At 59.9% G+C, this 23,380-nt stretch carries 14 protein-coding genes, 2 tRNA genes and 2 other RNA genes; 10 read left to right on the forward strand and 8 right to left on the reverse strand.

From position 1 onward, the window contains the following. Position 1 precedes the first annotated feature (1 nt). The 5 genes from ntrB (at position 2) to MKleb_RS10800 (ending at position 9,847) form a co-directional block, all read left to right on the forward strand. Positions 2 to 886, forward strand: a complete 885-nt coding sequence (ntrB, locus tag MKleb_RS10780) for a nitrate ABC transporter permease (protein WP_014229752.1) — start codon at positions 2 to 4, stop codon at positions 884 to 886. Between the two features lie 10 nt (positions 887 to 896). After that, positions 897 to 1,685: an ABC transporter ATP-binding protein gene (locus MKleb_RS10785; RefSeq protein ID WP_014838761.1), complete on the forward strand. Its 789-nt coding sequence runs from the start codon at positions 897 to 899 to the stop codon at positions 1,683 to 1,685. Between the two features lie 9 nt (positions 1,686 to 1,694). Then, positions 1,695 to 5,765: a nitrite reductase large subunit NirB gene (nirB, locus tag MKleb_RS10790; RefSeq protein WP_217076649.1), complete on the forward strand. Its 4,071-nt coding sequence runs from the start codon at positions 1,695 to 1,697 to the stop codon at positions 5,763 to 5,765. Then, a complete protein-coding gene (locus MKleb_RS10795) occupies positions 5,765 to 8,365 on the forward strand; it encodes a nitrate reductase (RefSeq protein ID WP_217076650.1) in 2,601 nt (866 codons plus the stop codon). The genes nirB and MKleb_RS10795 overlap by 1 nt, the downstream gene beginning before the upstream one ends. A gap of 102 nt (positions 8,366 to 8,467) precedes the next feature. Beyond that, complete coding sequence (locus MKleb_RS10800; protein WP_033837193.1) at positions 8,468 to 9,847, forward strand: YchO/YchP family invasin; 1,380 nt, start codon at positions 8,468 to 8,470, stop codon at positions 9,845 to 9,847. Here MKleb_RS10800 and narL read toward each other — a convergent pair. Both narL and narX read right to left on the reverse strand, forming a co-directional pair. After that, positions 9,844 to 10,494: a two-component system response regulator NarL gene (gene narL, locus MKleb_RS10805; RefSeq protein WP_217076651.1), complete on the reverse strand. Its 651-nt coding sequence runs from the start codon at positions 10,492 to 10,494 to the stop codon at positions 9,844 to 9,846. The two genes, MKleb_RS10800 and narL, sit on opposite strands and share 4 nt — an antisense overlap. Positions 10,495 to 10,504: 10 nt before the next feature. Continuing rightward, complete coding sequence (gene narX, locus MKleb_RS10810) at positions 10,505 to 12,283, reverse strand: nitrate/nitrite two-component system sensor histidine kinase NarX (RefSeq protein WP_014229747.1); 1,779 nt, start codon at positions 12,281 to 12,283, stop codon at positions 10,505 to 10,507. A 311-nt stretch (positions 12,284 to 12,594) separates the two neighbouring features. Here narX and MKleb_RS10815 point away from each other — a divergent pair, with 311 nt between their 5' ends. The 5 genes from MKleb_RS10815 to narI all read left to right on the forward strand — a co-directional run bounded on the left by MKleb_RS10815 (position 12,595) and on the right by narI (position 21,039). After that, on the forward strand, positions 12,595 to 13,983 hold the full coding sequence (locus tag MKleb_RS10815; RefSeq protein WP_217076652.1) for a NarK family nitrate/nitrite MFS transporter: 1,389 nt from the start codon (positions 12,595 to 12,597) through the stop codon (positions 13,981 to 13,983). A gap of 396 nt (positions 13,984 to 14,379) precedes the next feature. Then, the gene (locus MKleb_RS10820) at positions 14,380 to 18,123 is read left to right on the forward strand and encodes a nitrate reductase subunit alpha (protein ID WP_217076653.1); all 3,744 of its coding nucleotides are present in this window, start codon (positions 14,380 to 14,382) and stop codon (positions 18,121 to 18,123) included. Next, positions 18,120 to 19,655 (forward strand): nitrate reductase subunit beta, encoded by a 1,536-nt coding sequence (gene narH, locus MKleb_RS10825; protein ID WP_014838755.1) that lies wholly within the window; start codon positions 18,120 to 18,122, stop codon positions 19,653 to 19,655. The genes MKleb_RS10820 and narH overlap by 4 nt, the downstream gene beginning before the upstream one ends. Further along, positions 19,652 to 20,362 (forward strand): nitrate reductase molybdenum cofactor assembly chaperone, encoded by a 711-nt coding sequence (narJ, locus tag MKleb_RS10830; protein ID WP_014229743.1) that lies wholly within the window; start codon positions 19,652 to 19,654, stop codon positions 20,360 to 20,362. Before narH ends, narJ begins: the two co-directional genes overlap by 4 nt. Next, positions 20,362 to 21,039 carry a respiratory nitrate reductase subunit gamma gene (narI, locus tag MKleb_RS10835; protein ID WP_014229742.1) on the forward strand — a complete coding sequence of 226 codons (678 nt, stop codon included), beginning with the start codon at positions 20,362 to 20,364 and terminating at the stop codon, positions 21,037 to 21,039. Before narJ ends, narI begins: the two co-directional genes overlap by 1 nt. 233 nt (positions 21,040 to 21,272) lie before the next feature. On the opposite strand, the gene MKleb_RS10840 is transcribed toward narI, so the two are convergent. The 6 genes from MKleb_RS10840 to MKleb_RS10865 form a co-directional block, all read right to left on the reverse strand. Beyond that, positions 21,273 to 21,403, reverse strand: a non-coding RNA gene (locus MKleb_RS10840) — RtT sRNA. Positions 21,404 to 21,447: 44 nt separating this feature from the next. Further along, positions 21,448 to 21,532 (reverse strand) — tRNA-Tyr (locus MKleb_RS10845). A gap of 35 nt (positions 21,533 to 21,567) precedes the next feature. Further along, positions 21,568 to 21,699: non-coding RNA, RtT sRNA (locus MKleb_RS10850), on the reverse strand. 43 nt (positions 21,700 to 21,742) lie between these two features. Then, positions 21,743 to 21,827 (reverse strand) — tRNA-Tyr (locus MKleb_RS10855). A 156-nt stretch (positions 21,828 to 21,983) separates the two neighbouring features. Further along, positions 21,984 to 22,826, reverse strand: coding sequence for a formyltetrahydrofolate deformylase (gene purU / locus MKleb_RS10860; protein WP_004121732.1), 843 nt, complete (start codon positions 22,824 to 22,826; stop codon positions 21,984 to 21,986). Positions 22,827 to 22,868: 42 nt separating this feature from the next. Beyond that, complete coding sequence (locus tag MKleb_RS10865; protein ID WP_014229741.1) at positions 22,869 to 23,327, reverse strand: YchJ family protein; 459 nt, start codon at positions 23,325 to 23,327, stop codon at positions 22,869 to 22,871. Positions 23,328 to 23,380 lie beyond the last annotated feature (53 nt).

A 23,380-nucleotide genomic window follows, 5' to 3' on the forward strand; every position in this document is an offset into this window, starting at 1 on the left:
GATGAAACACGCATATAAACCGCAACCGCAGGCCGGCGCCGACAGCGCGCCCGGCGAAGTCATTACCCTGCCGCCGCTGCAGGTGCGCAAAACCACGCCTCCGCTCAGCCGCTGGCTGCGGGATGTCACCCAACGTCTTCTGCCGCCGCTGCTCGGGCTGGGATTGCTGCTGCTGGGCTGGCAGCTGGCGGCGATGAACAGCAAAGGCTTTCCGACGCCGCTCAGCACGCTGGATTCCGCGCTAACCCTTTTCGCCGACCCGTTTTATCAGGACGGGCCGAACGATATGGGCATCGGCTGGAACGTGCTGGCGTCACTGCAGCGGGTGGCGGTGGGATTTGGCCTTGCCGCGCTGGCGGGAATTCCGCTCGGCTTCCTGATTGGCCGCTCGCTCTTTTTCGCCCGCATGTTTAACCCGCTGATCGCGCTGCTGCGCCCGGTCAGCCCGCTGGCCTGGCTGCCCATCGGCCTGCTGCTGTTCCAGAAAGCGGAACCCGCCTCCAGCTGGACCATTTTTATCTGCTCGATCTGGCCGATGGTCATTAACACCGCCGAGGGCGTGCGGCGTATTCCGGAAGATTACCTCAACGTCGCCCGGGTGCTGCAGCTGTCGGAGTGGACGGTGATGCGCAAGATCCTCTTTCCGGCGGTATTGCCCGCGGTGCTGACCGGGGTTCGTCTCTCCATCGGTATCGCCTGGCTGGTGATTGTCGCCGCCGAAATGCTCACCGGCGGCTTAGGGATCGGCTTCTGGATCTGGAACGAGTGGAACAACCTCAACGTCGAAAACATCATCATCGCCATCGTCATTATCGGCGTGGTCGGGCTGCTGCTGGAACAGGGGCTGATGCTGCTCGCCCGTCGTTTTAGCTGGCAGGAAAAATAGGGAGTCGCAGATGAAACCATTAATTCAGGTCCAGGGCGTCAGCCAGCGTTTTAACACCGCCAGCGGCGAATTCCTGGCATTGCAGAACGTCTCCTTCGACATCTACGAAGGGGAGACCATCAGCCTGATCGGCCACTCCGGCTGCGGTAAATCAACCCTGCTGAATCTGATAGCCGGGATAGCCCTGCCGACGGAAGGCGGCCTGCTGTGCGACAACCGTGAAATCGCCGGGCCGGGGCCGGAACGCGCGGTGGTGTTTCAGAACCACTCCCTGCTGCCGTGGCTGACCTGTTTTGACAACGTGGCGCTGGCGGTGGATCAGGTCTTTCGCCGCAGCATGAGCAAAGGCGAGCGCAAAGAGTGGATTGAGCACAACCTCGAGCGGGTACAGATGGGGCACGCCCTGCACAAGCGCCCGGGAGAAATCTCCGGCGGCATGAAGCAGCGCGTTGGCATTGCCCGGGCGCTGGCGATGAAACCGAAAGTGCTGCTGCTGGATGAACCCTTTGGCGCCCTTGATGCCCTGACGCGGGCGCATTTACAGGATGCGGTGATGCAGATCCAGCAGTCGCTGAATACCACCATCGTCATGATTACCCATGACGTTGATGAAGCGGTGCTGCTTTCCGACCGGGTGCTGATGATGACCAACGGTCCGGCGGCGACGGTCGGGGAGATCCTCGACGTCAATCTGCCGCGACCGCGCCATCGCGTGCAGCTGGCGGACGATAGCCGCTATCACCATCTGCGCCAGCAGATCCTGCACTTCCTCTATGAAAAACAGCCGAAAGCGGCATAGGGGGCGGCGATGAGGCGGCAACTGGTGATTATTGGCAACGGTATGGCGGCCACGCGCCTGGCGCAGGCGCTGGTGGAGCGCGATGCGCAGCGGTTTAGCATCACCCTCATCGGCGATGAGCCGTGCCAGGCCTATAACCGCATTCAGCTGTCGCCGGTGCTTGGCGCCGAAAAAGCGGCAAGCGAGACGCGGCTGCTGCCCGCGTCATGGTATCCGCGGCATAACGTGACGGTACGCGCCGGTGAAACGGTTACGGCGGTGGATATTGCGGCCCGTACGCTGCAAACCACCGCAGGCGAACTGGGCTGGGATGAGCTGGTGTTCGCCACCGGCTCACTGCCGTTTCTGCCGCCGCTGCCGGGCATCACCCAGCCGCACGTTTTTGCTTTCCGCACCCTGGCGGACGTTGAGGGCATCCTGGCCATCGACGGCCCGGCGGTGGTCATTGGCGGCGGCGTACTCGGCGTAGAGGCCGCCGCGGCGCTGCGGTGTCATGGTGACAGTGTCACTTTACTCCATCGCGGAAGCGGGCTGATGGAGCAGCAAATCGATGCTTTTGCCAGCGAGCAGCTGCAAATGCTGCTTGCCGAGCGCGGGATTCGCTGCGTGATGGAGAGCCGTATCGCCGCCATTGATGAACATCAGGTGCAGCTGGAGGACGGGCGCGCGTTTGCCGCCTCGCGGGTGGTGGTGGCGACCGGCGTGCAGCCGAACAAACGGCTGGCCGAGCGCAGCGGGCTGGCCTGCGCCCGCGGCATCCTCGTTGACCGCCAGCTGGCAACCGCGCAGCCGGGCGTCAGCGCCATCGGCGAGTGCTGTGAAATCGACGGTCAGACCTGGGGGCTGGTGGCGCCGTGTCTGCGCCAGGCGGAGGTGCTGGCGGACCGCCTGTGCGCGACCCCTGGCGAGGATTTCAGCTGGCAGGACAGCGGCACTCGCCTGAAGGTCACCGGCATTGAGCTCTTCAGCGCCGGCGAGCTGCGGGCCGCCGAACAGGATGACGTATATACCAGCTGGGATCCGCTGGACCGCCACTACCGTCGCCTGCTGCTGCGCGACGGCAAGCTGCGCGGCGTACTGCTGCTGGGCGATTGCAGCAGCGCCGCGCCCCTCACCGCTCTGCTGGGGGCGCATGCGCCGGCGCCGGCAGAGTGGCTCTTCGATCCCTCTTCAACGATGCAGCCGCGCGCTGCGGGACAAACTACGATGACAAAACCTGTATTAGTGCTGGTCGGACACGGTATGGTCGGCCACCATTTTCTTGAGCAATGCGTCGACCGTCACCTTCATCAACAGTATCGGATTGTGGTGTTCTGCGAGGAGCGCTATGCCGCTTACGACCGGGTTCATCTGACTGAATATTTCGCCGGACGCAGCGCGGAATCGCTGTCGCTGGTTGAGGGCGATTTTTTCGCTCAGCACGGTATTGAGCTGCGCCTGAGCGAATCGGTCGCCAGCATCGACCGCGAAGCGCGGGTGGTGCGCGATGCCTTCGGCCACGAAACCCACTGGGATAAGCTGGTGCTGGCGACGGGGTCTTACCCGTTTGTTCCGCCGGTGCCGGGTCATAATCTCGAGGGCTGTTTTGTTTATCGTACGCTAGACGACCTCGACCAGATTGCCGCCCGCGCCGCAACCGCCCGACGGGGTGTGGTGATCGGCGGCGGCCTGCTCGGGCTGGAAGCGGCCAACGCGCTGAAGCAGCTGGGGCTGGAAACTCACGTTGTCGAGTTTGCGCCGAACCTGATGGCGGTGCAGCTGGACAACGGCGGCGCTGCGATGCTGCGGGAAAAAATCAGCCAACTGGGCGTCGGGGTGCATACCAGCAAGGCGACGACGGAAATTGTTCGCAATGAGCAGGGGCTGCAGCTGAACTTCGCTGACGGCACCTCGCTGGCGACCGATATGCTGGTGTTCTCCGCCGGTATTCGTCCGCAGGACGCGCTGGCGCGCCGCGGCGGACTGAACGTAGGCGAACGCGGCGGCATATGCATCGACAACCAGTGCCGTACCTCCGACCCGGACGTACTGGCGATCGGCGAATGCGCCCTGTGGGAAAACAAAATTTATGGTCTGGTGGCGCCCGGCTATCAGATGGCGCGCGCCGCGGCGGCCACCCTGGCGGGCGAGGCGGGCTGCTTTAGCGGCGCGGATATGAGCACTAAGCTGAAGCTGCTGGGCGTCGATGTCGCCTCGTTCGGCGACGCCCAGGGGCGCACGCCGGGCTGTCAGAGCTATCAGTGGACTGATGGGCCGCAGCAGATCTACAAAAAAATCGTGGTCAGCGCGGAGGGCAAAAAACTGCTCGGCGGGGTGCTGGTCGGGGATGCCAGCGACTATGCCACGCTGCTACAGATGATGCTTAACGGGATGGCTTTACCCAAACACCCGGAAAGCCTGATCCTTCCGGCGCGGGAGGGCAGCGCGCCAAAAGCGCTCAGGGTAGCGGCGCTGCCGGACAGCGCGCAGATTTGCTCCTGTCACAACGTCAGCAAAGGCGATATCTGCCAGGCGGTGAGCGGCGGCGCGGGCGATATGGCGGCGATAAAAAGCTGCACTAAAGCGGCAACCGGCTGCGGCGGCTGTAGCGCGCTGGTGAAACAGGTGATGGAGTACCAGCTTGCCGAGCAGGGCGTCGAAGTTAAAAAGGATATCTGCGAGCACTTTCCGTGGTCGCGGCAGGAGATCTATCACCTGGTACGCGTCAACCATATCCGCACCTTCGAACAGCTGATTGCCCGCTATGGACACGGCCACGGCTGTGAAGTCTGTAAACCTCTGGTGGCCTCGGTGCTGGCCTCCTGCTGGAATGAATATCTGCTGAAGCCGGCGCATCTGCCGCTTCAGGACACCAACGATCGCTACTTCGCCAATATTCAGAAAGACGGTACCTATTCGGTGGTGCCGCGCATGGCGGCGGGAGAGGTGACGCCGGACGGGCTGATTGCGATCGGCCAGATCGCCAAACGCTATCAGCTATACAGTAAGGTGACCGGCGGCCAGCGTATCGACCTGTTCGGCGCGCGCCTGGAGCAGCTCCCGGCAATCTGGCGCGAGCTGGCAGAGGCGGGATTTGAAACCGGCCACGCCTACGGCAAATCCCTGAGGACGGTGAAATCCTGCGTCGGTTCGACCTGGTGCCGCTACGGCGTCCAGGATTCCACCGGCCTGGCGGTCACCCTCGAACATCGCTACAAGGGGCTGCGCGCGCCGCACAAAATTAAAATGGCCGTCTCCGGCTGTACCCGCGAATGCGCGGAGGCCCAGGGGAAAGATATTGGGGTTATCGCCACGGAGAAGGGCTGGAACCTGTACGTTTGCGGCAACGGCGGCATGAAGCCGCGCCATGCCGACCTGTTCGCCAGCGATCTTGATGAGGCCACCCTTATTCGCAGTATTGATCGGCTGCTGATGTTCTACATTCGTACCGCGGATCGCCTGCAGCGCACCAGTACCTGGATGGATAACCTTGAGGGCGGGGTCGACTATCTGCGCGACGTGATCCTCGAAGACAGCCTCGGCATCGGCGAAGAGCTGGAGCAGGAGATGGCGCGGGTGGTCGAGAGCTACCAGTGCGAATGGCAAACCACCCTTAACGATCCGCAGCGGCTGGCGCTGTTCCGCTCCTACGTGAACAGCGATGAGCCGGACGAAAGCGTACAGCGGCAAACCCTGCGCGGCCAGCCGCAGCTGGCCCCGTTCGCGGCGCAGGCCGAACCGGCGCTGCCGTCCCGCCCGTGGCAGGCCATTTGCGATCTCGACGCCATTCCACAGCAGGCGGGGATTGGCGCGCGGCTCGGCGAGCGGCAGATTGCGCTGTTCCGCTTCGGCGACCAGGTGTATGCCCTCGATAACCTTGAACCGGGCAGCGAGGCCAACGTTTTGTCGCGCGGCCTGCTTGGCGATGCGGGCGGCGAACCGATCGTGATTTCGCCTCTGTATAAGCAGCGCATCCGCCTGCGCGATGGCCGCCAGTGCGACGGCGGCGAACTGGCGGTACGCGCCTGGCCGGTCAAAGTGGAGAACGGTAAAGTGTGGGTTGGCAACCAGCAGCTGCTGGCGCGCGCGGAGGCCTCCTGATGACGGAAACCAGGACCACGTGTCCCTATTGCGGAGTCGGCTGCGGCGTTATCGCCAGCCTGAATGCCGATGGCCAGGTTACCGTACGCGGGGATGAGCAGCACCCGGCAAACGTTGGACGCCTGTGCGTGAAGGGGGCGGCGCTGGGCGAAACCGTCGGCCTGGCGGGAAGATTGCTCTTCCCGGAAGTCGACGGCGAGCGCGCAACCTGGACCCAGGCGCTGGCGGCGGCGGGTTCGCGCCTGCGGGAGGTCATCGACCGTCACGGGCCGCAGGCGGTGGCGTTTTATGCCTCCGGCCAGCTGCTGACCGAAGACTACTACGCGGCGAATAAGCTGATGAAGGGGTTTATCGGCGCGGCAAATATCGATACCAATTCGCGGCTGTGCATGTCTTCAGCGGTTACCGGCTACAAACGGGCGCTGGGCGCTGATGTGGTGCCGTGCAGCTATGAGGACGTGGAAAACAGCGATCTGGTGGTGCTGGTCGGGTCGAACGCCGCCTGGGCGCATCCGGTACTCTATCAGCGGCTGGCGCAGGCGAAGCGCGACAATCCGCAGATGCGGGTGGTGGTCATTGATCCGCGTCGGACCGCCACCTGCGATATCGCGGACCGGCATCTGGCGCTGGCTCCCGGCAGCGACGGCGGGCTGTTTGTCGGCCTGCTGAACGCCATTGCCGCCAGCGGCGCCATCAGCGGTGATTTCAGCGATGCGCCGCAGGCGCTGGCTATCGCCCGGAACTGGAACATCAACAAAGTAGCGCAGTTCTGCGGCCTGCCGCGACAGCAGGTCGCCGAGTTCTACAGCGAGTTTATCGCCGCTCCGCGCGCCATCACGCTCTATACCATGGGGATTAACCAATCCGCCAGCGGCAGCGATAAATGCAACGCTATCATCAACGTTCACCTGGCGAGCGGGAAATTTGGCCGCCCGGGCTGCGGGCCTTTTTCGCTGACCGGACAACCTAACGCCATGGGCGGGCGCGAGGTGGGCGGGCTGGCGACCATGCTGGCGGCGCAAATGAATTTTGAAACCGATGATTTACGGCGTCTGGCGCGCTTCTGGGGGACCGAACGTCTGGCGCAAACGCCGGGGCTGACGGCGGTGGATCTGTTCGCCGCCATTGGCCGCGGCGAGGTGAAAGCGGTGTGGATTATGGGCACCAATCCGGTGGTGTCGCTGCCGGACAGCCATGCGGTAAGCGAAGCGCTGGCGGCCTGTCCGCTGGTCATCGTTTCCGACGTCGCCGCCGCTACCGATACCGGACGCTTTGCCCATATCCGCTTTCCCGCGCTGGCGTGGGGAGAGAAGAGCGGCACGGTAACCAACTCCGAACGGCGGATCTCACGCCAGCGCGCTTTCATGCCGCCGCCGGGGGAGGCCAGAGCCGACTGGTGGATCGTCGCCCGCGTGGCCCAGGCGCTGGGCTTCGGCTCCGCCTTTGCCTGGCAGCATCCGCACGAGGTGTTCAGCGAACACGCCGCGCTTTCAGGATATGAAAACGATGGCCAGCGGGCGTTTGACATCGGCGGACTGGCGGATCTCAGCCGCGAAGCGTGGGATGCGCTGGAACCGGTGCGCTGGCCGGTGAGCCGCAGCCATGCAAGCTGGGGTTTGCTCAAGGGGTGGCACCGCAGCGGCAAACTGCGCATGGTCCCGGTGACCCCACAGCCCACTCGGGCGGTCACCGATGCGTTCTATCCGCTGATCCTCAACAGCGGGCGGATCCGCGATCAGTGGCACACCATGACCCGCACCGGCGCGGTGCCGCGTCTGATGCAGCATATTAGCGAACCGGTGGTGGAAGTCGCGCCAGCGGACGCGACGCGCTATCAGCTGCTGGAAGGTGAACTGGCGCGGGTCCGCTCACCGAATGGGGTGATGGTAGCAAAAGTGACAATCAGCGCTGGCCAGCGTCCCGGGTCGCTGTTTGTGCCGATGCACTGGAATGATCAGTATGCTCGCCAGGGACGGGTGAATAACCTGCTGAGGGCGGTCACCGACCCGCACTCCGGGCAGCCGGAGAGTAAACAGGCGGCGGTAGCGATAGCCGCCTGGCTGCCGGCGTGGAAAGGCGAGCTTTTTGCTCGCCAGCCGGTTCCGCTCCCCGCCTCGCTGCACTGGCGGCGGCGGGCGGCGCAGGGCGTTATCCATCTTTCGCTGGCGGGGGATATCCGCTCCCGCGACTGGCTTGTGGGCTGGTGTCAGCGACAGGGATGGCAGATGCAGGTAGCCGAAGGCGGCAACGTCTGGAACCTTCTGGCGTGGCAGGGGGGAGAGCTGATGCTCGGCTGGTGGAGCGACGCCAGCGAGCCGGCTATTGATGCCGAGTGGATTCACGCCGCGTTTCGCACCCCGCCGCAGAACGCCGCCCGGCGCCACGCACTATTGAGCGGCAGAAAAGGCGGCGATGAGATGCCGCGCGGGCGCATTATCTGCAGCTGCTTTAGCGTGGGCGAACGGGCGATAGGCGAAGCGATTGCCAGCGGCTGCCGTACGCCTGCCGCGCTGGGGGCGAAGCTCAAATGCGGCACCAGCTGCGGTTCCTGTCTCCCGGAGCTTAAGGCGCTGCTGGCGGCGAAGCGGGTTCAGGCCTGAGATTCAGCATATTCCTGGAATCGCGCGAGAGGCTGCGAGGGCGGGCAAAAAACGATAAACTTAGGTTTTGCCGCCACCACTTCGTGAGTAGACGTAACCGATTTGAGCTCCTTGTCGTTCCGCATAACCCCGTATTTACCGCTTCTTCTGCTGCTGGCAGGCGCGCCCGCCCGCGCGCTGCAGGATAATCAGGCGTTCTCCGGCGCGCCTGAGAGCTTACCCGACCTCGGCCTGGCGCCGCAGGTCGACGACGACGCAAAGCACTTTGCCGAGATGGCGAAGAAATTTGGTGAAGCCAGTATGAGCGATAACGGGCTGACAACCAGCGAACAGGCGCGAGTATTTGCCATCGGTAAACTGGGGAACGAGGTCAGCCACCAGCTGGAGAACTGGCTTTCGCCGTGGGGCAACGCCAACGTCGATCTGCTGGTCGATAAAGAGGGCAATTTTACCGGCAGCAAAGGGAGCTGGTTTGTCCCTCTGCAGGATAACGGCGACTACCTTACCTGGAATCAGTACTCGGTCACCCAGCGGGATACGGGTCTGGTCGGCAATATTGGTCTCGGCCAGCGCTGGCGGATGGGCTCCTGGCTGCTGGGCTACAACTCTTTCTACGATAAAGCCCTGGACGATCGGATGGCGCGCGGCAGCGTCGGGGCCGAAGCCTGGGGTGAGTCGCTGCGCCTGTCGGCGAACTACTACCAGCCGCTCGGCGGCTGGCAGCAGGGGAGTAGCCTGACCCAGCAGCAGCGTATGGCGAGCGGCTACGATGTCACCGCCCAGGCGCGGCTGCCGTTTTATCAGCACATTAATACCAGCGTCAGCGTGGAGCAGTATTTTGGCGATAGCGTCGATCTGTTCCATTCGGGTACCGGCTACCATAACCCGGTCGCGGTGTCGGTGGGGCTGAATTACACTCCCGTTCCGCTGGTGACGGTCACGGCTAAGCATAAGCAGGGCGAGAGCGGCGTCAGCCAAAATGATGTCGGGCTGAAGCTGAACTATCGTTTCGGCGTCCCGCTGAAGCAGCAGCTGGCGGCCGATGAAGTCGCCGTTAGCCGATCGCTTCGCGGCAGCCGCTACGACAGCCCGGAACGGGATAACCTGCCGGTCGTTGAATATCGCCAGCGTAAAACGCTGTCGGTTTATCTGGCGACGCCGCCCTGGGATCTTCAGCCCGGGGAAACGGTGCAGCTGAAACTGCAGATTCGCAGCCTGCACGGCATTAAGTCGCTGAGCTGGCAGGGGGATACCCAGGCGCTAAGCCTGACTTCGCCAATTGAGGCGAACAGTACGGACGGCTGGACCGTGATTATGCCGCGCTGGAGCAGCGAAGCCGGGGCGAGCAACCGCTGGCATCTTTCGCTGGTGGTGGAGGATAAAACGGGTCAGCGCGTCTCATCCAATGAGATCGCACTGGCGCTGACTGAGCCGTTGGTACGGGTACCGGCCGAGGGCGTGTCGTGGCAGCATCTGCCCTAAAATACGCGCTCCTGATGGACCCAAACCGCCGCTTCCACGCGCGATTTCAGCTTCATTTTCTTGAGCATATGCTTGACGTGGACTTTGACGGTACTTTCGGTGATGTCCAGACGGCGGGCGATCATTTTGTTCGGCAGGCCCTGGGCAATCAGCTTGAGAATATCGCGCTCGCGCGGGGTCAGCTGGCTGATGTCGCGGTCCGAGGTGGCGCGATTAGCGCGCAGGCTGGCAGCCAGCACCGGGGTTAACGCTTCGCTGAGCACCATTTCGCCTGCCGCGGCCTGCTGCAGCGCCTTCAGCAGATCTTCCGGCTCCATATCCTTCAGCAGATAGCCGTCGGCGCCGCGTTTCAGGGCGGTCACCACGTCTTCTTCATGATTGGAGACGCTAAATACCACCACGCGGCCGGAAAGCGACTTTTCGCGCAGCTTGTCGAGGGTTTCCAGACCGTTCATGCCCAGCATATTGAGATCCAGCAGAATCAAATCGGGATCTAATGATTCCGCCATCGCAATCCCTTGCTCGCCGTTGCTGGCTTCGCCGATAACCTGGATGTCCGGGGCCATGCTGATCAGCTGTTTGACGCCGGTGCGCAGCATCGGGTGATCGTCGATGAGAAGGATGGTTGCCCGTTCCTGTTGACTCATGAAGTTCTCCTTATTGGATTGAAAACGATTTTTCAGGGATAAAAGTGACCACCACTTCGGTACCGCCGGTTTCCCGACGCCGAACCTGACAGTCCCCGCGCAGGCTCTGCGCGCGATCGCGCATGATAATCAGGCCGTAGTGGTTGCTGCGCTCCGCGTGATCCGGCACGCCGCGACCGTTATCGGCCACCGTCAGCCGGACCTGATTGTCCCGCAACGCCACGGTAACGCTGACATCGGTGGCATTGGCGTGCTTCAGCGCGTTGCTGAGCGCTTCCCGGGCGATTTGCAGCAGATGAATGGCCTGATGCGATGGAACAAAACGCGGCGGCAGCTGATAATCCAGGCGTACCGTGAAACCGAAGTGGGCGCTGTATTCCCGGCAGCTGGCCTCCAGCGCCGGGCGCAGCCCCGGTTCGGTGAGCTGTAGCCGGAAGGTCGTCAGCAGTTCGCGCAGCTGGGCCCAGGAGGTATTGAGTTCATTACGGATTTGCCCCAGCAGCTGGCGGCTCGCTTCCGGCAGATCGTCGCCCTGCATCTGCAGGCAGCTAACCTGCATTTTCATACAGGAGAGCGACTGGGCGATGGAGTCGTGGAGCTCGCGGGCGATAGTGGCGCGCTCCTCCATCACGATAAGCTGCTGCTGGCGCTCCTGATGGCGATCGAGGGCGAGGGTGCCGGTGAGTTGTTCAACCAGCGTATCCACCAGCTGCTGCTGATCGTGGCTCAGATGCCGCCCGGCGGGCAGGGTGGCCAGCAAAATACCGTACTGATTATGGGCATCCGACAGCCGCCATTTTAAGGTGGTGCCGGTATCCGGCAGCGGCGGCAGATCGCGCGGACACAGATAGCAGCCTCTGTCGTCGCACTGAATATCGGAGTGGCAGGAAAACTCCTGATGGTTGTCTTCATCTTCCATATCGTAAACGCGAACTTCAATATCGCGCAGCAGGGTTAGCCCCTGTAACCCGTTAAGAACGGGCGAAATGCGCTCGCAGAGCGGCGCGTTCGAGTGCAGTCGGCGGTTGGCCTGCCACAGGAAGGCGAGGATCTCGTTTTTCTGCTCCAGACCGGCGGTTTTTTCCTGCACCCGGCGTTCAAGCACCGAATAGCTCTCCGCCAGCTCTTCAGACATATTGTTCAGCGCCATACCGAGCGTCGCCATCTCGTTGCGCCCGCTAATCTGCGCGCGCTGGGTAAAATCGCGTCGGCTCACCGCTCGGGCCATGCCGAGCAGCTGTTTCCACGGGCGTAGCAGACGGGCGCGCAGCCAGACGATGGTAAACACCAGCAGCAGCGCCATCCCCACGGCCATGATGCGCTGGATCCAGACCACGTGTTTAATCCGCTCCTCGGTGGTGTGATCGAAAGCGGTCACCAGTTGGTCGATGCGATCGACAAAGCCGGCGACATCCGTCGCGACCGAGGCCTGATTTTGCGCCCTGCGCATCCCCGGCGCCAGCTCCAGCTGCCAGTAGTGCTGTAACGCCTGAAGCTGGCGCTGCTGATCGTCATGGCGAGCGGCGTACTGCAGTTCCGGGCTAAAAACGGTGGCCGTCATTTCATCAAGCAGCTTTTGATCGCTTTCGCCCAGCGGTACTGCCGCCAGCAGGCGGTAGCTCTGCATGCGCAGCGAGCCGGCTTTGTTAATCGCATGCGCGCTGCCCTGAACGCCGTGCACCAGGCGAGAAGAGATCGCCATTCCGGCGACGCCGATGACCGTGGCTAACAGAACGATTAACGCGAGTTGATTAACAAGCGTTAGCGGCGTAAAAAGACGTTTCAACATGGGGTATGAGGCTCCTGACCGGCAAATCATCCGGGAGTGGCGCTTATTCTCGGACATCCCCTGGAGTATACCCATACCCCTAAAGGATTACCCCTTAATTGTCAGGGTGTGATGGGCTGGTGGCAGACGTTCGGACAATGCCAGCACTGGCGTGAAAAACCACACTTTTTTACGCAGAAATAGCTACTCACTTCGGGTGATGCGTTTTTTTTAGCCAAATTAGCGCCAACTTTTCCTTTGATTTATATCAACTTACCGCCGTCTGTAACCCATAAGGTAGCCAGGGTTAATATGAATTATTAGAGGTGTCTATGAGTCACTCTTCAATCCCGGAGAAGATTAACAGTTCAGTCATTAGCGACTGGCGTCCCGAAGATCCTGAATTCTGGCAGCAGCGCGGTCATCGCGTCGCCAGCCGCAATCTGTGGATCTCCGTCCCGTGTCTTTTGCTGGCATTCTGCGTCTGGATGTTGTTCAGCGCCGTTGCCGTCAACCTGAATAAAGTCGGCTTTCAGTTTACCACCGACCAGTTGTTTATGCTGACCGCGCTCCCGGCGCTCTCCGGCGCGCTGCTGCGCGTGCCTTACGCGTTTATGGTGCCGCTGTTCGGCGGACGTCGCTGGACCGCGTTCAGTACCGGGATCATGATCGTGCCCTGCGTCTGGTTAGGCTTCGCGGTACAGGATACCTCTACGCCCTTCAGCGTTTTCGTGATTATTTCTCTGCTCTGCGGTTTTGCGGGGGCGAACTTTGCTTCCAGTATGGCTAACATCAGCTTCTTCTTTCCGAAACAGAAGCAGGGCGGCGCGCTGGGCATCAACGGCGGCCTCGGGAACATGGGCGTCAGCGTAATGCAGCTGGTTGCCCCTCTGGTGATTTCGCTGTCGATCTTCGCCGTCTTTGGTGGTACCGGCAGCGAGCAGCCGGACGGCTCCATGCTGTATCTGGAAAACGCGGCGTGGATCTGGGTGCCGTTCCTGATTATCTTCACCCTGGCGGCGTGGTTCTTTATGAACGATCTGTCGGCGTCGAAGGCGTCGCTGAGCGAGCAGCTACCGGTACTGAAGCGCGCCCATCTGTGGATTATGGCGCTGCTCTATCTTGCCACCTTCGGCTCGTTTATCGGCTTCTCGGCGGGCTTCGCCATGCTGTCGAAGACCCAGTTTCCGGATGTGCAGATTCTGCATTACGCGTTCTTCGGGCCGTTTATCGGCGCCCTGGCGCGCTCGACCGGCGGGGCGATCTCCGACCGCCTCGGCGGGACTCGCGTGACGCTGGTGAACTTCGTGGTTATGGCTATCTTCTGCGGCCTGCTGTTCCTGACGCTGCCGACCCACGGCGAGGGCGGCAACTTTATTGCCTTCTTCGCGGTATTTATGGTGCTGTTCCTGACCGCCGGTCTGGGCAGCGCGTCTACCTTCCAGATGATCTCGGTTATCTTCCGCAAAATGACCATGGATCGCGTTAAGGCGCAGGGCGGCAGCGAAGCGCAGGCCATGCGTGAAGCGGCGACCGATACGGCGGCGGCGCTGGGCTTTATTTCGGCGATTGGCGCGATTGGCGGCTTCTTTATTCCAAAAGCGTTTGGTATTTCGCTGGATTTAACCGGCTCACCGGCCGGCGCTATGAAGGTCTTCCTGGTGTTCTATATCGCCTGCGTGGTGATTACCTGGGCAGTCTACGGACGCAAGCAGAAATAATATTTCTTTCTGAGTTTCTGCAAAGGGCGCAACGGTATTTGCGCCCTTTTTAGCGTTTATTTTTTAGTTACAACATACTAATGGTATAGGGTAATTTTAAAAGCCCCCTGAAGTCACAGAAAAAATGACTTCAGGGGTATCTACCCCTTAATACCATGGCGGATCGCTAATCCTTATTTTCTGCAGGCTTTTATGAAAAATATCTTTGTTAATCAATAAAATAAAAAATAGAAATAAATACTACTTTGGTGGTAATTACTGTGTTAACCCGTTTTTATAAGCCATATCGTCTTGATCGTTATCAATTCTCTCCCTCTTTCATAGCGTTACCTTCGCTGCAAATCCAGCAATGTCGATTTATCAGAGAGCCGTCAGGCTCCACACAGGAGAGACCCGATGAGTAAATTCCTGGACCGGTTTCGCTACTTCAAACAGAAGGGTGAAACCTTTGCCGATGGGCACGGCCAGCTTCTAAAAACCAACCGGGACTGGGAGGATGGATACCGTCAACGTTGGCAGCACGATAAAGTTGTGCGCTCCACCCACGGTGTCAACTGCACCGGTTCGTGCAGCTGGAAGATTTATGTCAAAAATGGCCTGGTTACCTGGGAAACCCAGCAGACAGACTATCCGCGCACCCGTCCGGATATGCCAAACCACGAGCCGCGCGGCTGCCCGCGCGGTGCCAGCTACTCCTGGTATCTTTACAGCGCCAACCGCCTGAAGTATCCGCTGATGCGCAAACGCCTGATGAAAATGTGGCGTGAAGCGAAAGTTCAGCACAGCGATCCGGTGGATGCCTGGGCCTCTATTATTGAAGACGCCGACAAAGCGAAAAGCTTTAAGCAGGCGCGCGGCCGCGGCGGTTTCGTGCGTTCGTCCTGGCAGGAAGTGAACGAGCTGATTGCCGCCTCTAACGTCTACACCGTCAAAACCTACGGCCCGGACCGCGTGGCCGGCTTCTCGCCTATTCCGGCGATGTCAATGGTCTCCTATGCCTCCGGCGCGCGCTATCTGTCGCTGATCGGCGGCACCTGCCTGAGCTTCTACGACTGGTACTGCGACCTGCCGCCTGCGTCACCGCAGACCTGGGGCGAGCAGACCGACGTGCCGGAATCCGCCGACTGGTATAACTCCAGCTATATTATCGCCTGGGGTTCCAACGTTCCGCAGACCCGTACCCCGGATGCCCACTTCTTTACCGAAGTGCGCTACAAAGGTACCAAAACCGTTGCCATCACCCCTGACTACGCCGAAATCGCCAAGCTCTGCGATCTGTGGCTGGCGCCGAAGCAGGGTACCGATGCGGCGATGGCGCTGGCGATGGGCCACGTCATGCTGCGCGAGTTCCATCTCGACAAACCGAGCCAGTATTTCACCGATTACGTGCGCCGCTACACCGACATGCCGATGCTGGTGATGCTTGAAGAGCGCGACGGCTATTACGCGGCGGGCCGCATGCTGCGCGCGGCTGACCTGGTGGATGCATTAGGTCAGGAAACGAACCCGGAATGGAAAACCGTCGCTTTTGATGAGAAGGGCGAAATCACCGTACCGAACGGCTCTATCGGCTTCCGCTGGGGCGACAAAGGCAAGTGGAACCTGGAACAGCGCGACGGCAAAACCGGCGAAGACGTTGAGCTGCGCCTGAGCCTGCTGGGCGGCCACGACAATATCGCCAACGTCGGCTTCCCGTATTTTGGCGGCGAAGGCACCGAGCACTTTAATAAAGTCGAGCTGGAAAACGTGCTGCTGCACAAACTGCCGGTCAAACGCCTGCAGAAGGCCGATGGCTCTAGCGTGCTGGTCACCACCGTCTACGACCTGACCATGGCGAACTACGGTCTGGATCGCGGTCTTGGCGATGAAAACTGCGCCAGCAGCTACGATGACGTCAAAGCGTATACCCCAGCGTGGGCGGAGAAAATCACCGGCGTTTCCCGGGCGCACATTATCCGTACCGCGCGGGAGTTTGCCGATAACGCCGATAAGACCCACGGCCGTTCGATGATTATCGTCGGCGCCGGTCTGAACCACTGGTTCCACCTCGATATGAACTATCGCGGTCTTATCAATATGCTGATCTTCTGCGGCTGCGTCGGTCAGAGCGGCGGCGGCTGGGCGCACTATGTCGGCCAGGAAAAATTGCGTCCGCAGACCGGATGGCAGCCGCTGGCGTTTGCTCTCGACTGGCAGCGTCCGGCGCGTCATATGAACAGCACGTCGTACTTCTATAACCACTCCAGCCAGTGGCGCTACGAAACCGTGACCGCACAGGAACTGCTGTCGCCGTTAGCGGATAAATCCCGCTACAGCGGCCACCTGATTGACTTCAACGTGCGCGCTGAACGTATGGGCTGGCTGCCGTCGGCGCCGCAGCTGGGCACCAACCCGCTGCGCATCGCGGAAGAGGCGAAGAAAGCGGGCATGACGCCGGTCGATTACACCGTCAAATCCCTGAAAGAGGGTTCCATTCGCTTTGCCGCAGAGCAGCCGGAAAACGGTAAAAACCATCCGCGCAACCTGTTTATCTGGCGTTCTAACCTGCTGGGCTCTTCCGGTAAGGGCCACGAGTACATGCTGAAGTACCTGCTGGGTACGGAAAACGGTATTCAGGGCAAAGATCTCGGTAAGCAGGGCGGCGTGAAGCCGGAAGAAGTGGAGTGGAAAGACAACGGTCTCGACGGCAAGCTGGATCTGGTGGTGACACTCGATTTCCGTCTGTCGAGCACCTGCCTCTATTCCGACATCGTGCTGCCGACCGCCACCTGGTATGAAAAAGACGACATGAATACCTCGGATATGCATCCGTTTATTCATCCGCTATCAGCCGCCGTCGACCCGGCCTGGGAATCGAAAAGCGACTGGGATATCTACAAAGATATCGCGAAGAAATTCTCTGAAGTCTGCGTGGGGCACCTCGGCAAAGAGACCGACGTGGTGACGCTGCCTATCCAGCACGACTCCGCCGCCGAACTGGCGCAGCCGCTGGACGTTAAGGACTGGAAAAAAGGCGAATGTGACCTGATTCCTGGGAAAACCGCGCCGCATATTCTGACCGTCGAGCGCGATTATCCGGCGACATACGAACGCTTCACTTCTATCGGCCCGCTGATGGAGAAAATCGGCAACGGCGGGAAAGGCATCGCCTGGAATACCCAGAGCGAAATGGATTTGCTGCGCAAGCTCAACTACACCAAAGCGGACGGCCCGGCGAAAGGCCAGCCGATGCTTAACACCGCAATTGATGCGGCAGAGATGATCCTGACCCTGGCGCCGGAGACCAACGGCCACGTGGCGGTGAAAGCCTGGGCGGCGCTCAGCGAATTTACCGGTCGCGACCATACGCATCTGGCGACGAATAAAGAAGAGGAAAAAATCCGCTTCCGCGATATTCAGGCCCAGCCGCGCAAAATTATCTCCAGCCCGACCTGGTCCGGACTCGAAGATGAGCACGTTTCCTATAACGCCGGCTACACCAACGTTCACGAACTGATCCCGTGGCGTACGCTTTCCGGCCGCCAGCAGCTGTATCAGGATCATCAGTGGATGCGTGATTTCGGCGAAAGCCTGCTGGTCTATCGTCCGCCAATTGATACCCGTTCGGTGAAAACGGTGATGGGGGCGAAATCCAACGGCAACCCGGAGAAGGCGTTGAACTTCCTGACGCCGCACCAGAAGTGGGGTATTCACTCCACCTACAGCGACAACCTGCTGATGCTGACGCTGTCGCGCGGCGGGCCGATTGTGTGGATGAGCGAAGCGGACGCCAAAGATCTGGGGATTGAGGATAACGACTGGATCGAGGTGTTCAACAGCAACGGCGCGCTGACCGCCCGCGCGGTGGTCAGCCAGCGCGTGCCGGCCGGGATGACCATGATGTACCACGCCCAGGAGCGTATCGTAAACCTGCCGGGTTCCGAGATCACCGAGCAGCGCGGCGGGATCCACAACTCCGTGACCCGTATTACGCCGAAGCCGACCCATATGATCGGCGGCTATGCCCAGCTGGCCTACGGCTTTAACTACTACGGCACGGTAGGGTCTAACCGCGATGAGTTCGTGGTGGTACGTAAGATGAAGAATATTAACTGGTTAGATGGCGAAGGTAATGACCAGGTACAGGAGAGCGTAAAATGAAAATTCGTTCACAAGTCGGCATGGTGCTGAATCTCGATAAGTGCATCGGCTGTCATACCTGCTCGGTCACCTGTAAAAACGTCTGGACCAGCCGCGAGGGTATGGAGTACGCGTGGTTCAACAACGTTGAAAGTAAACCGGGCGTCGGTTTCCCGAACGACTGGGAGAATCAGGAGAAGTGGAAGGGCGGCTGGATCCGTAAGATCAACGGCAAGCTACAGCCGCGCATGGGCAACCGCGCGATGCTGCTCGGTAAAATCTTTGCTAACCCGCATCTGCCGGGCATCGACGACTACTACGAGCCGTTTGACTACGACTACCAGAACCTGCACAACGCGCCGGAAAGCAAACACCAGCCGATCGCCCGCCCGCGCTCGCTGATCACCGGCCAGCGGATGGATAAAATCACCAGCGGTCCAAACTGGGAAGAAATTCTGGGCGGCGAGTTCGAGAAACGCGCCAAAGACCAGAACTTTGAGAACATGCAGAAGGCGATGTACGGCCAGTTCGAAAACACCTTCATGATGTATCTACCGCGTCTGTGCGAGCACTGCCTGAACCCGGCGTGCGTGGCGACCTGCCCGAGCGGCGCCATCTACAAACGTGAAGAAGACGGCATCGTACTGATCGACCAGGACAAGTGCCGCGGCTGGCGTATGTGCATCACCGGCTGTCCGTACAAGAAAATCTACTTCAACTGGAAGAGCGGGAAATCGGAGAAGTGCATCTTCTGCTACCCGCGTATCGAATCCGGGATGCCGACCGTTTGCTCGGAAACCTGCGTGGGGCGTATTCGCTACCTCGGCGTGCTGCTGTATGACGCGGACGCCATTGAAAATGCCGCCAGCACGGAGAATGAGAAAGACCTGTATCAGCGTCAGCTGGACGTGTTCCTCAACCCGAACGACCCGAAAGTGATTGAGCAAGCGCTGAAAGACGGCGTGCCGCAGGGCGTTATCGACGCAGCCCAGCAGTCGCCGGTGTACAAAATGGCGATGGACTGGAAGCTGGCGCTGCCGCTGCATCCGGAATATCGCACCCTGCCGATGGTCTGGTATGTGCCGCCTCTGTCGCCGATTCAGTCGGCCGCCGACGCGGGGGAACTGGGCAGCAACGGTATTCTGCCGGACGTGGAAAGCCTGCGTATCCCGGTTCAGTATCTGGCCAACCTGCTGACCGCGGGCGATACCCAGCCGGTGCTGCTGGCGCTGAAACGCATGCTGGCGATGCGCCACTTCAAACGCGCGGAAACCGTCGACGGCGTACTGGATACCCGGGCGCTGGAAGAGGTAGGCCTCACTGAAGCCCAGGCGCAGGAGATGTATCGCTATCTGGCTATCGCTAACTACGAAGACCGTTTCGTGGTGCCGAGCAGCCACCGCGAGCAGGCCCGCGACGCCTTCCCGGAGAAAAACGGTTGCGGCTTTACCTTCGGCGACGGCTGCCACGGTTCTGACAGCCAGTTCAATCTGTTTAACAGCCGCCGTATCGATGCTATCGACGTCACCAGCAAAACGGAGCCGCACCCATGATTGAACTCGTCATTGTGTCGCGCCTTCTCGAGTACCCTGACGCTGCCTTATGGCAGCATCAGCAGGAGCTGTTTGACGCTATCGCCGCTTCGGAAAAGCTCGCGCCGGAGGATGCCCATAAGCTGAGCGTTTTCCTGCGTGACCTGACCGCTCAGGATGTGCTGGACGCGCAGTCTCGCTATAGCGAACTGTTCGATCGCGGCCGCGCGACCTCGCTGCTGCTGTTTGAGCACGTGCACGGCGAATCCCGCGATCGCGGCCAGGCAATGGTTGACCTGATGGCGCAGTATGAGCGCCACGGTCTGCAGCTGGATAGCCGCGAATTGCCGGATCATCTCCCGCTGTACCTGGAGTATCTGGCGCAGCTGCCGGAAGCGGAAGCGCTCGGCGGATTGCAGGACGTCGCGCCGATTCTCGGCCTGCTCAGCGCTCGCCTGCAGCAGCGCGAGAGCGGCTACGCGGCGCTGTTTGAGCTGCTGCTCAAGCTGGCTAACGCGCAGGTCGATAGCCAGAAAGTGGCGGAAAAAATCGCCGATGAAGCCCGCGACGATACGCCGCAGGCGCTGGACGCCGTCTGGGAAGAAGAACAGGTGAAATTCTTTGCCGATCAGGGCTGCGGCGAGTCGGAGATCTCCGCTCACCAGCGTCGTTTTGCCGGAGCCGTTGCCCCGCAATATTTGAATATCTCTAACGGAGGACAGCAATAATGCACTTCCTGAATATGTTCTTCTTTGACATCTATCCGTATATCGCCGGTACGGTGTTCCTGGTGGGAAGCTGGCTGCGTTATGACTACGGGCAGTATACCTGGCGTGCGGCCTCCAGCCAGATGCTGGACCGTAAAGGGATGAATCTGGCTTCGAACCTGTTTCATATCGGGATTCTGGGGATCTTTGCCGGTCACTTTCTCGGTATGCTGACGCCGCACTGGATGTACGAATCCTTCCTGCCGGTCGACGTGAAGCAGAAGATGGCGATGATTGCGGGCGGCGCCTGCGGCGTGATGACGCTGGTGGGCGGTCTGCTGCTGCTGAAACGTCGTCTGCTGAGCCCGCGCGTGCGCGCCACCACCACCGGAGCGGATATTCTGATCCTCTCCCTGCTGATGGTGCAGTGCGCCCTGGGCCTGCTGACTATTCCGTTCTCCGCTCAGCATATGGACGGTAGCGAAATGATGAAGCTGGTCGGCTGGGCGCAGTCGGTGGTGACCTTCCACGGCGGAGCATCTTCGCACCTGGACGGCGTGGCGTTTATTTTCCGCGTGCACCTGGTGCTGGGCATGACGCTGTTTGTGCTGTTCCCGTTCTCCCGTCTGGTGCATATCTGGAGCGCGCCGGTGGAGTACCTGACGCGCAAATACCAGATTGTTCGCGCCCGTCGCTAATTCTATTTCGAGTAAAGCTAAACCCTGCTGCGGCAGGGTTTTTCATTTGTGCGGTCTGCTCCCGGCGGCGCTACGCTTGGCCGGGCTACAGACTGCATGCCCTTGTAGCCCGGCCAAGCGTAGCGCCGCCGGGGCACATATGGCAGAAATACAGAATCAGTTCTGGAGAAATAAAAGAGCTAACTAAGACGGTTTTGATAATTTGATTTTGCTGAGGTACTGCAGGGAAGTGATGGTGGTGGGGGAAGGATTACTCGGCGCGTTGCGCCTCGCCCTTCGGGTCGTTGCCTGCGGCAACGCTTTCTCGCTCCGCTCGAATCGAACCTTAGTCGAAGCTTCTCATCCTTCCCGCATGGGATGGATATGGGGCACTTAGCGAAGTGTGAATTCAATACGACATGGAAGTGATGGTGGTGGGGGAAGGATTCGAACCTTCGAAGTCGATGACGGCAGATTTACAGTCTGCTCCCTTTGGCCGCTCGGGAACCCCACCAGGGGTAATTCAAATTTTGAGGTCAAGCTGAGAGATGGTGGTGGGGGAAGGATTATTCGTCGCTTCGCTCCTCACCCTTCGGGCCGTTGCCTGCGGCAACTTTGTCTCGCTTTCGCTCGACTCGAACCTTGGTCGAAGATTCTCACCCTTCCCGATAAGTGCAAACATCGTTTACGTTCATCGGTATTACCACAACAACGTGGTAAAGAATGGTGGTGGGGGAAGGATTCGAACCTTCGAAGTCGATGACGGCAGATTTACAGTCTGCTCCCTTTGGCCGCTCGGGAACCCCACCACGGGGTAATGCTATTTACTGGCCTGCTTCCTGCTGGAAGCGGGGCGCATCATATCAAATGAGACGCCCCTGTAAAGCATTCCTTTAGGGAAATGAAGCTGTTTGCCTGCTTTTTATCCGCAAAGGTGCAAAGCTAATCAATTCATTTCCCTGAGATTAAAGAATAATCGTCCGGTTACCGTAAACAAATACCCGCTGAGCAAGAACCTGATACAGCGCGCGGCTCAGAACGTTTTTTTCGACGTCGCGGCCAGCGCGCATCATATCTTCCGCGGTGTAGGTATGATCGACGTGAATGACGTCCTGCATAATGATTGGGCCTTCATCCAGATTATCGTTCACGTAGTGTGCGGTGGCGCCAATAATCTTCACCCCGCGGTCATAGGCCTGGTGATACGGACGCGCGCCGATAAAAGCCGGCAGGAATGAGTGATGAATATTAATAATTTTATTCGGGAAACGAGAGACAAACTCTGGGGTCAACACCCGCATGTATTTCGCCAGCACAACGTAATCCGGCTCAAGGGCGGCGATCGCGTCGCCCATCTGTTTATCATGCTCTTCGCGAGTTAAACCCTCATGGCTCACCAGCTGGAAGGGAATATCAAACCGTTCAACCAGCGAGCGCAGCGTTTCGTGATTGCCGATGACGGCGGCGATTTCTACGTCCAGGCCGCCGTAGTTAGCTTTCATCAGCAGATCGCCGAGGCAGTGCGCCTCTTTGGTGACCAGAATGACGACCCTGCGGCGCCCTGCTGGATTGAGTTCACGAATTGAACCTTCCGGCAGCGCGCTGTCGAGGTCCGCCAGCAGGATTGAATCATTGAAAATACCCTCGAGCTCGGTGCGCATAAAGAAGCGGCCGGTTCGGTGGTCAACAAACTCATTGTTCTGCACGATATTCAGTTCGTGCTTGTAGCAGATATTAGTGATACGCGCGATGAGGCCTTTCTGATCAGGGCAAATAGTGCGCAGTACTTTACGTTGTTGTGAATGCATCGCGGGGAAAATCCTGTAGTGTTTGCTATTTCTGCTGCTGGCTTACTGACCGCAGCATTTTTTAAATTTTTTACCTGAACCGCAAGGGCAGGGATCGTTACGACCGATTAGCGGTCGCGTGCCGTCAATATAATACCACTGTCCGTTTTCTTTTAAGAATCGGGATCGTTCAATAATGGCTCCGGAGCGGTTATCGTCAGCGTAACGAGCGATAAAGCTGACAAAGCCTTCATCCGGGTTCTTGCCCGTCTCGGCGGCAAAGACGGTGAGACCCTGCCACTGTGTGCGGGTAAAACCGTTTTCCAGGTCTGCGCGAAACTGCTGCGCTTGACAGGAGGGGTGCCAGGTTTTAATCAGATAGTCGGCGTCTTTCATAACAAACGCGCTATAGCGGGAGCGCATCAGCTGTGACGGATCTGGCGCCAGCTGCGCGCCAGCCAGATAAGGCTGACAACATGAGCTATACTCCAGAGCGCTGCCACAGGGGCATAATGGCGACAAAACGGCCTCCACAGGAAAAAGAAAGACGGCGCTACGCCGCCAAAGCGCATTAT

The sequence above is a fragment of the Klebsiella sp. PL-2018 genome (assembly GCF_019048985.1).
Classification (GTDB): domain Bacteria; phylum Pseudomonadota; class Gammaproteobacteria; order Enterobacterales; family Enterobacteriaceae; genus Klebsiella; species Klebsiella michiganensis.

Excerpts from the sequence above, each read along its gene's own strand:
- ntrB (WP_014229752.1), top strand. The coding sequence starts at position 2 with ATGAAACACGCATATAAACCGCAACCGCAGGCCGGCGCCGACAGCGCG.
- MKleb_RS10785 (WP_014838761.1), top strand. The coding sequence starts at position 897 with ATGAAACCATTAATTCAGGTCCAGGGCGTCAGCCAGCGTTTTAACACC.
- nirB (WP_217076649.1), top strand. The coding sequence starts at position 1,695 with ATGAGGCGGCAACTGGTGATTATTGGCAACGGTATGGCGGCCACGCGC.
- MKleb_RS10795 (WP_217076650.1), top strand. The coding sequence starts at position 5,765 with ATGACGGAAACCAGGACCACGTGTCCCTATTGCGGAGTCGGCTGCGGC.
- narL (WP_217076651.1), bottom strand. The coding sequence starts at position 10,494 with ATGAGTCAACAGGAACGGGCAACCATCCTTCTCATCGACGATCACCCG.
- narX (WP_014229747.1), bottom strand. The coding sequence starts at position 12,283 with ATGTTGAAACGTCTTTTTACGCCGCTAACGCTTGTTAATCAACTCGCG.
- MKleb_RS10815 (WP_217076652.1), top strand. The coding sequence starts at position 12,595 with ATGAGTCACTCTTCAATCCCGGAGAAGATTAACAGTTCAGTCATTAGC.
- MKleb_RS10820 (WP_217076653.1), top strand. The coding sequence starts at position 14,380 with ATGAGTAAATTCCTGGACCGGTTTCGCTACTTCAAACAGAAGGGTGAA.
- narH (WP_014838755.1), top strand. The coding sequence starts at position 18,120 with ATGAAAATTCGTTCACAAGTCGGCATGGTGCTGAATCTCGATAAGTGC.
- narJ (WP_014229743.1), top strand. The coding sequence starts at position 19,652 with ATGATTGAACTCGTCATTGTGTCGCGCCTTCTCGAGTACCCTGACGCT.
- narI (WP_014229742.1), top strand. The coding sequence starts at position 20,362 with ATGCACTTCCTGAATATGTTCTTCTTTGACATCTATCCGTATATCGCC.
- purU (WP_004121732.1), bottom strand. The coding sequence starts at position 22,826 with ATGCATTCACAACAACGTAAAGTACTGCGCACTATTTGCCCTGATCAG.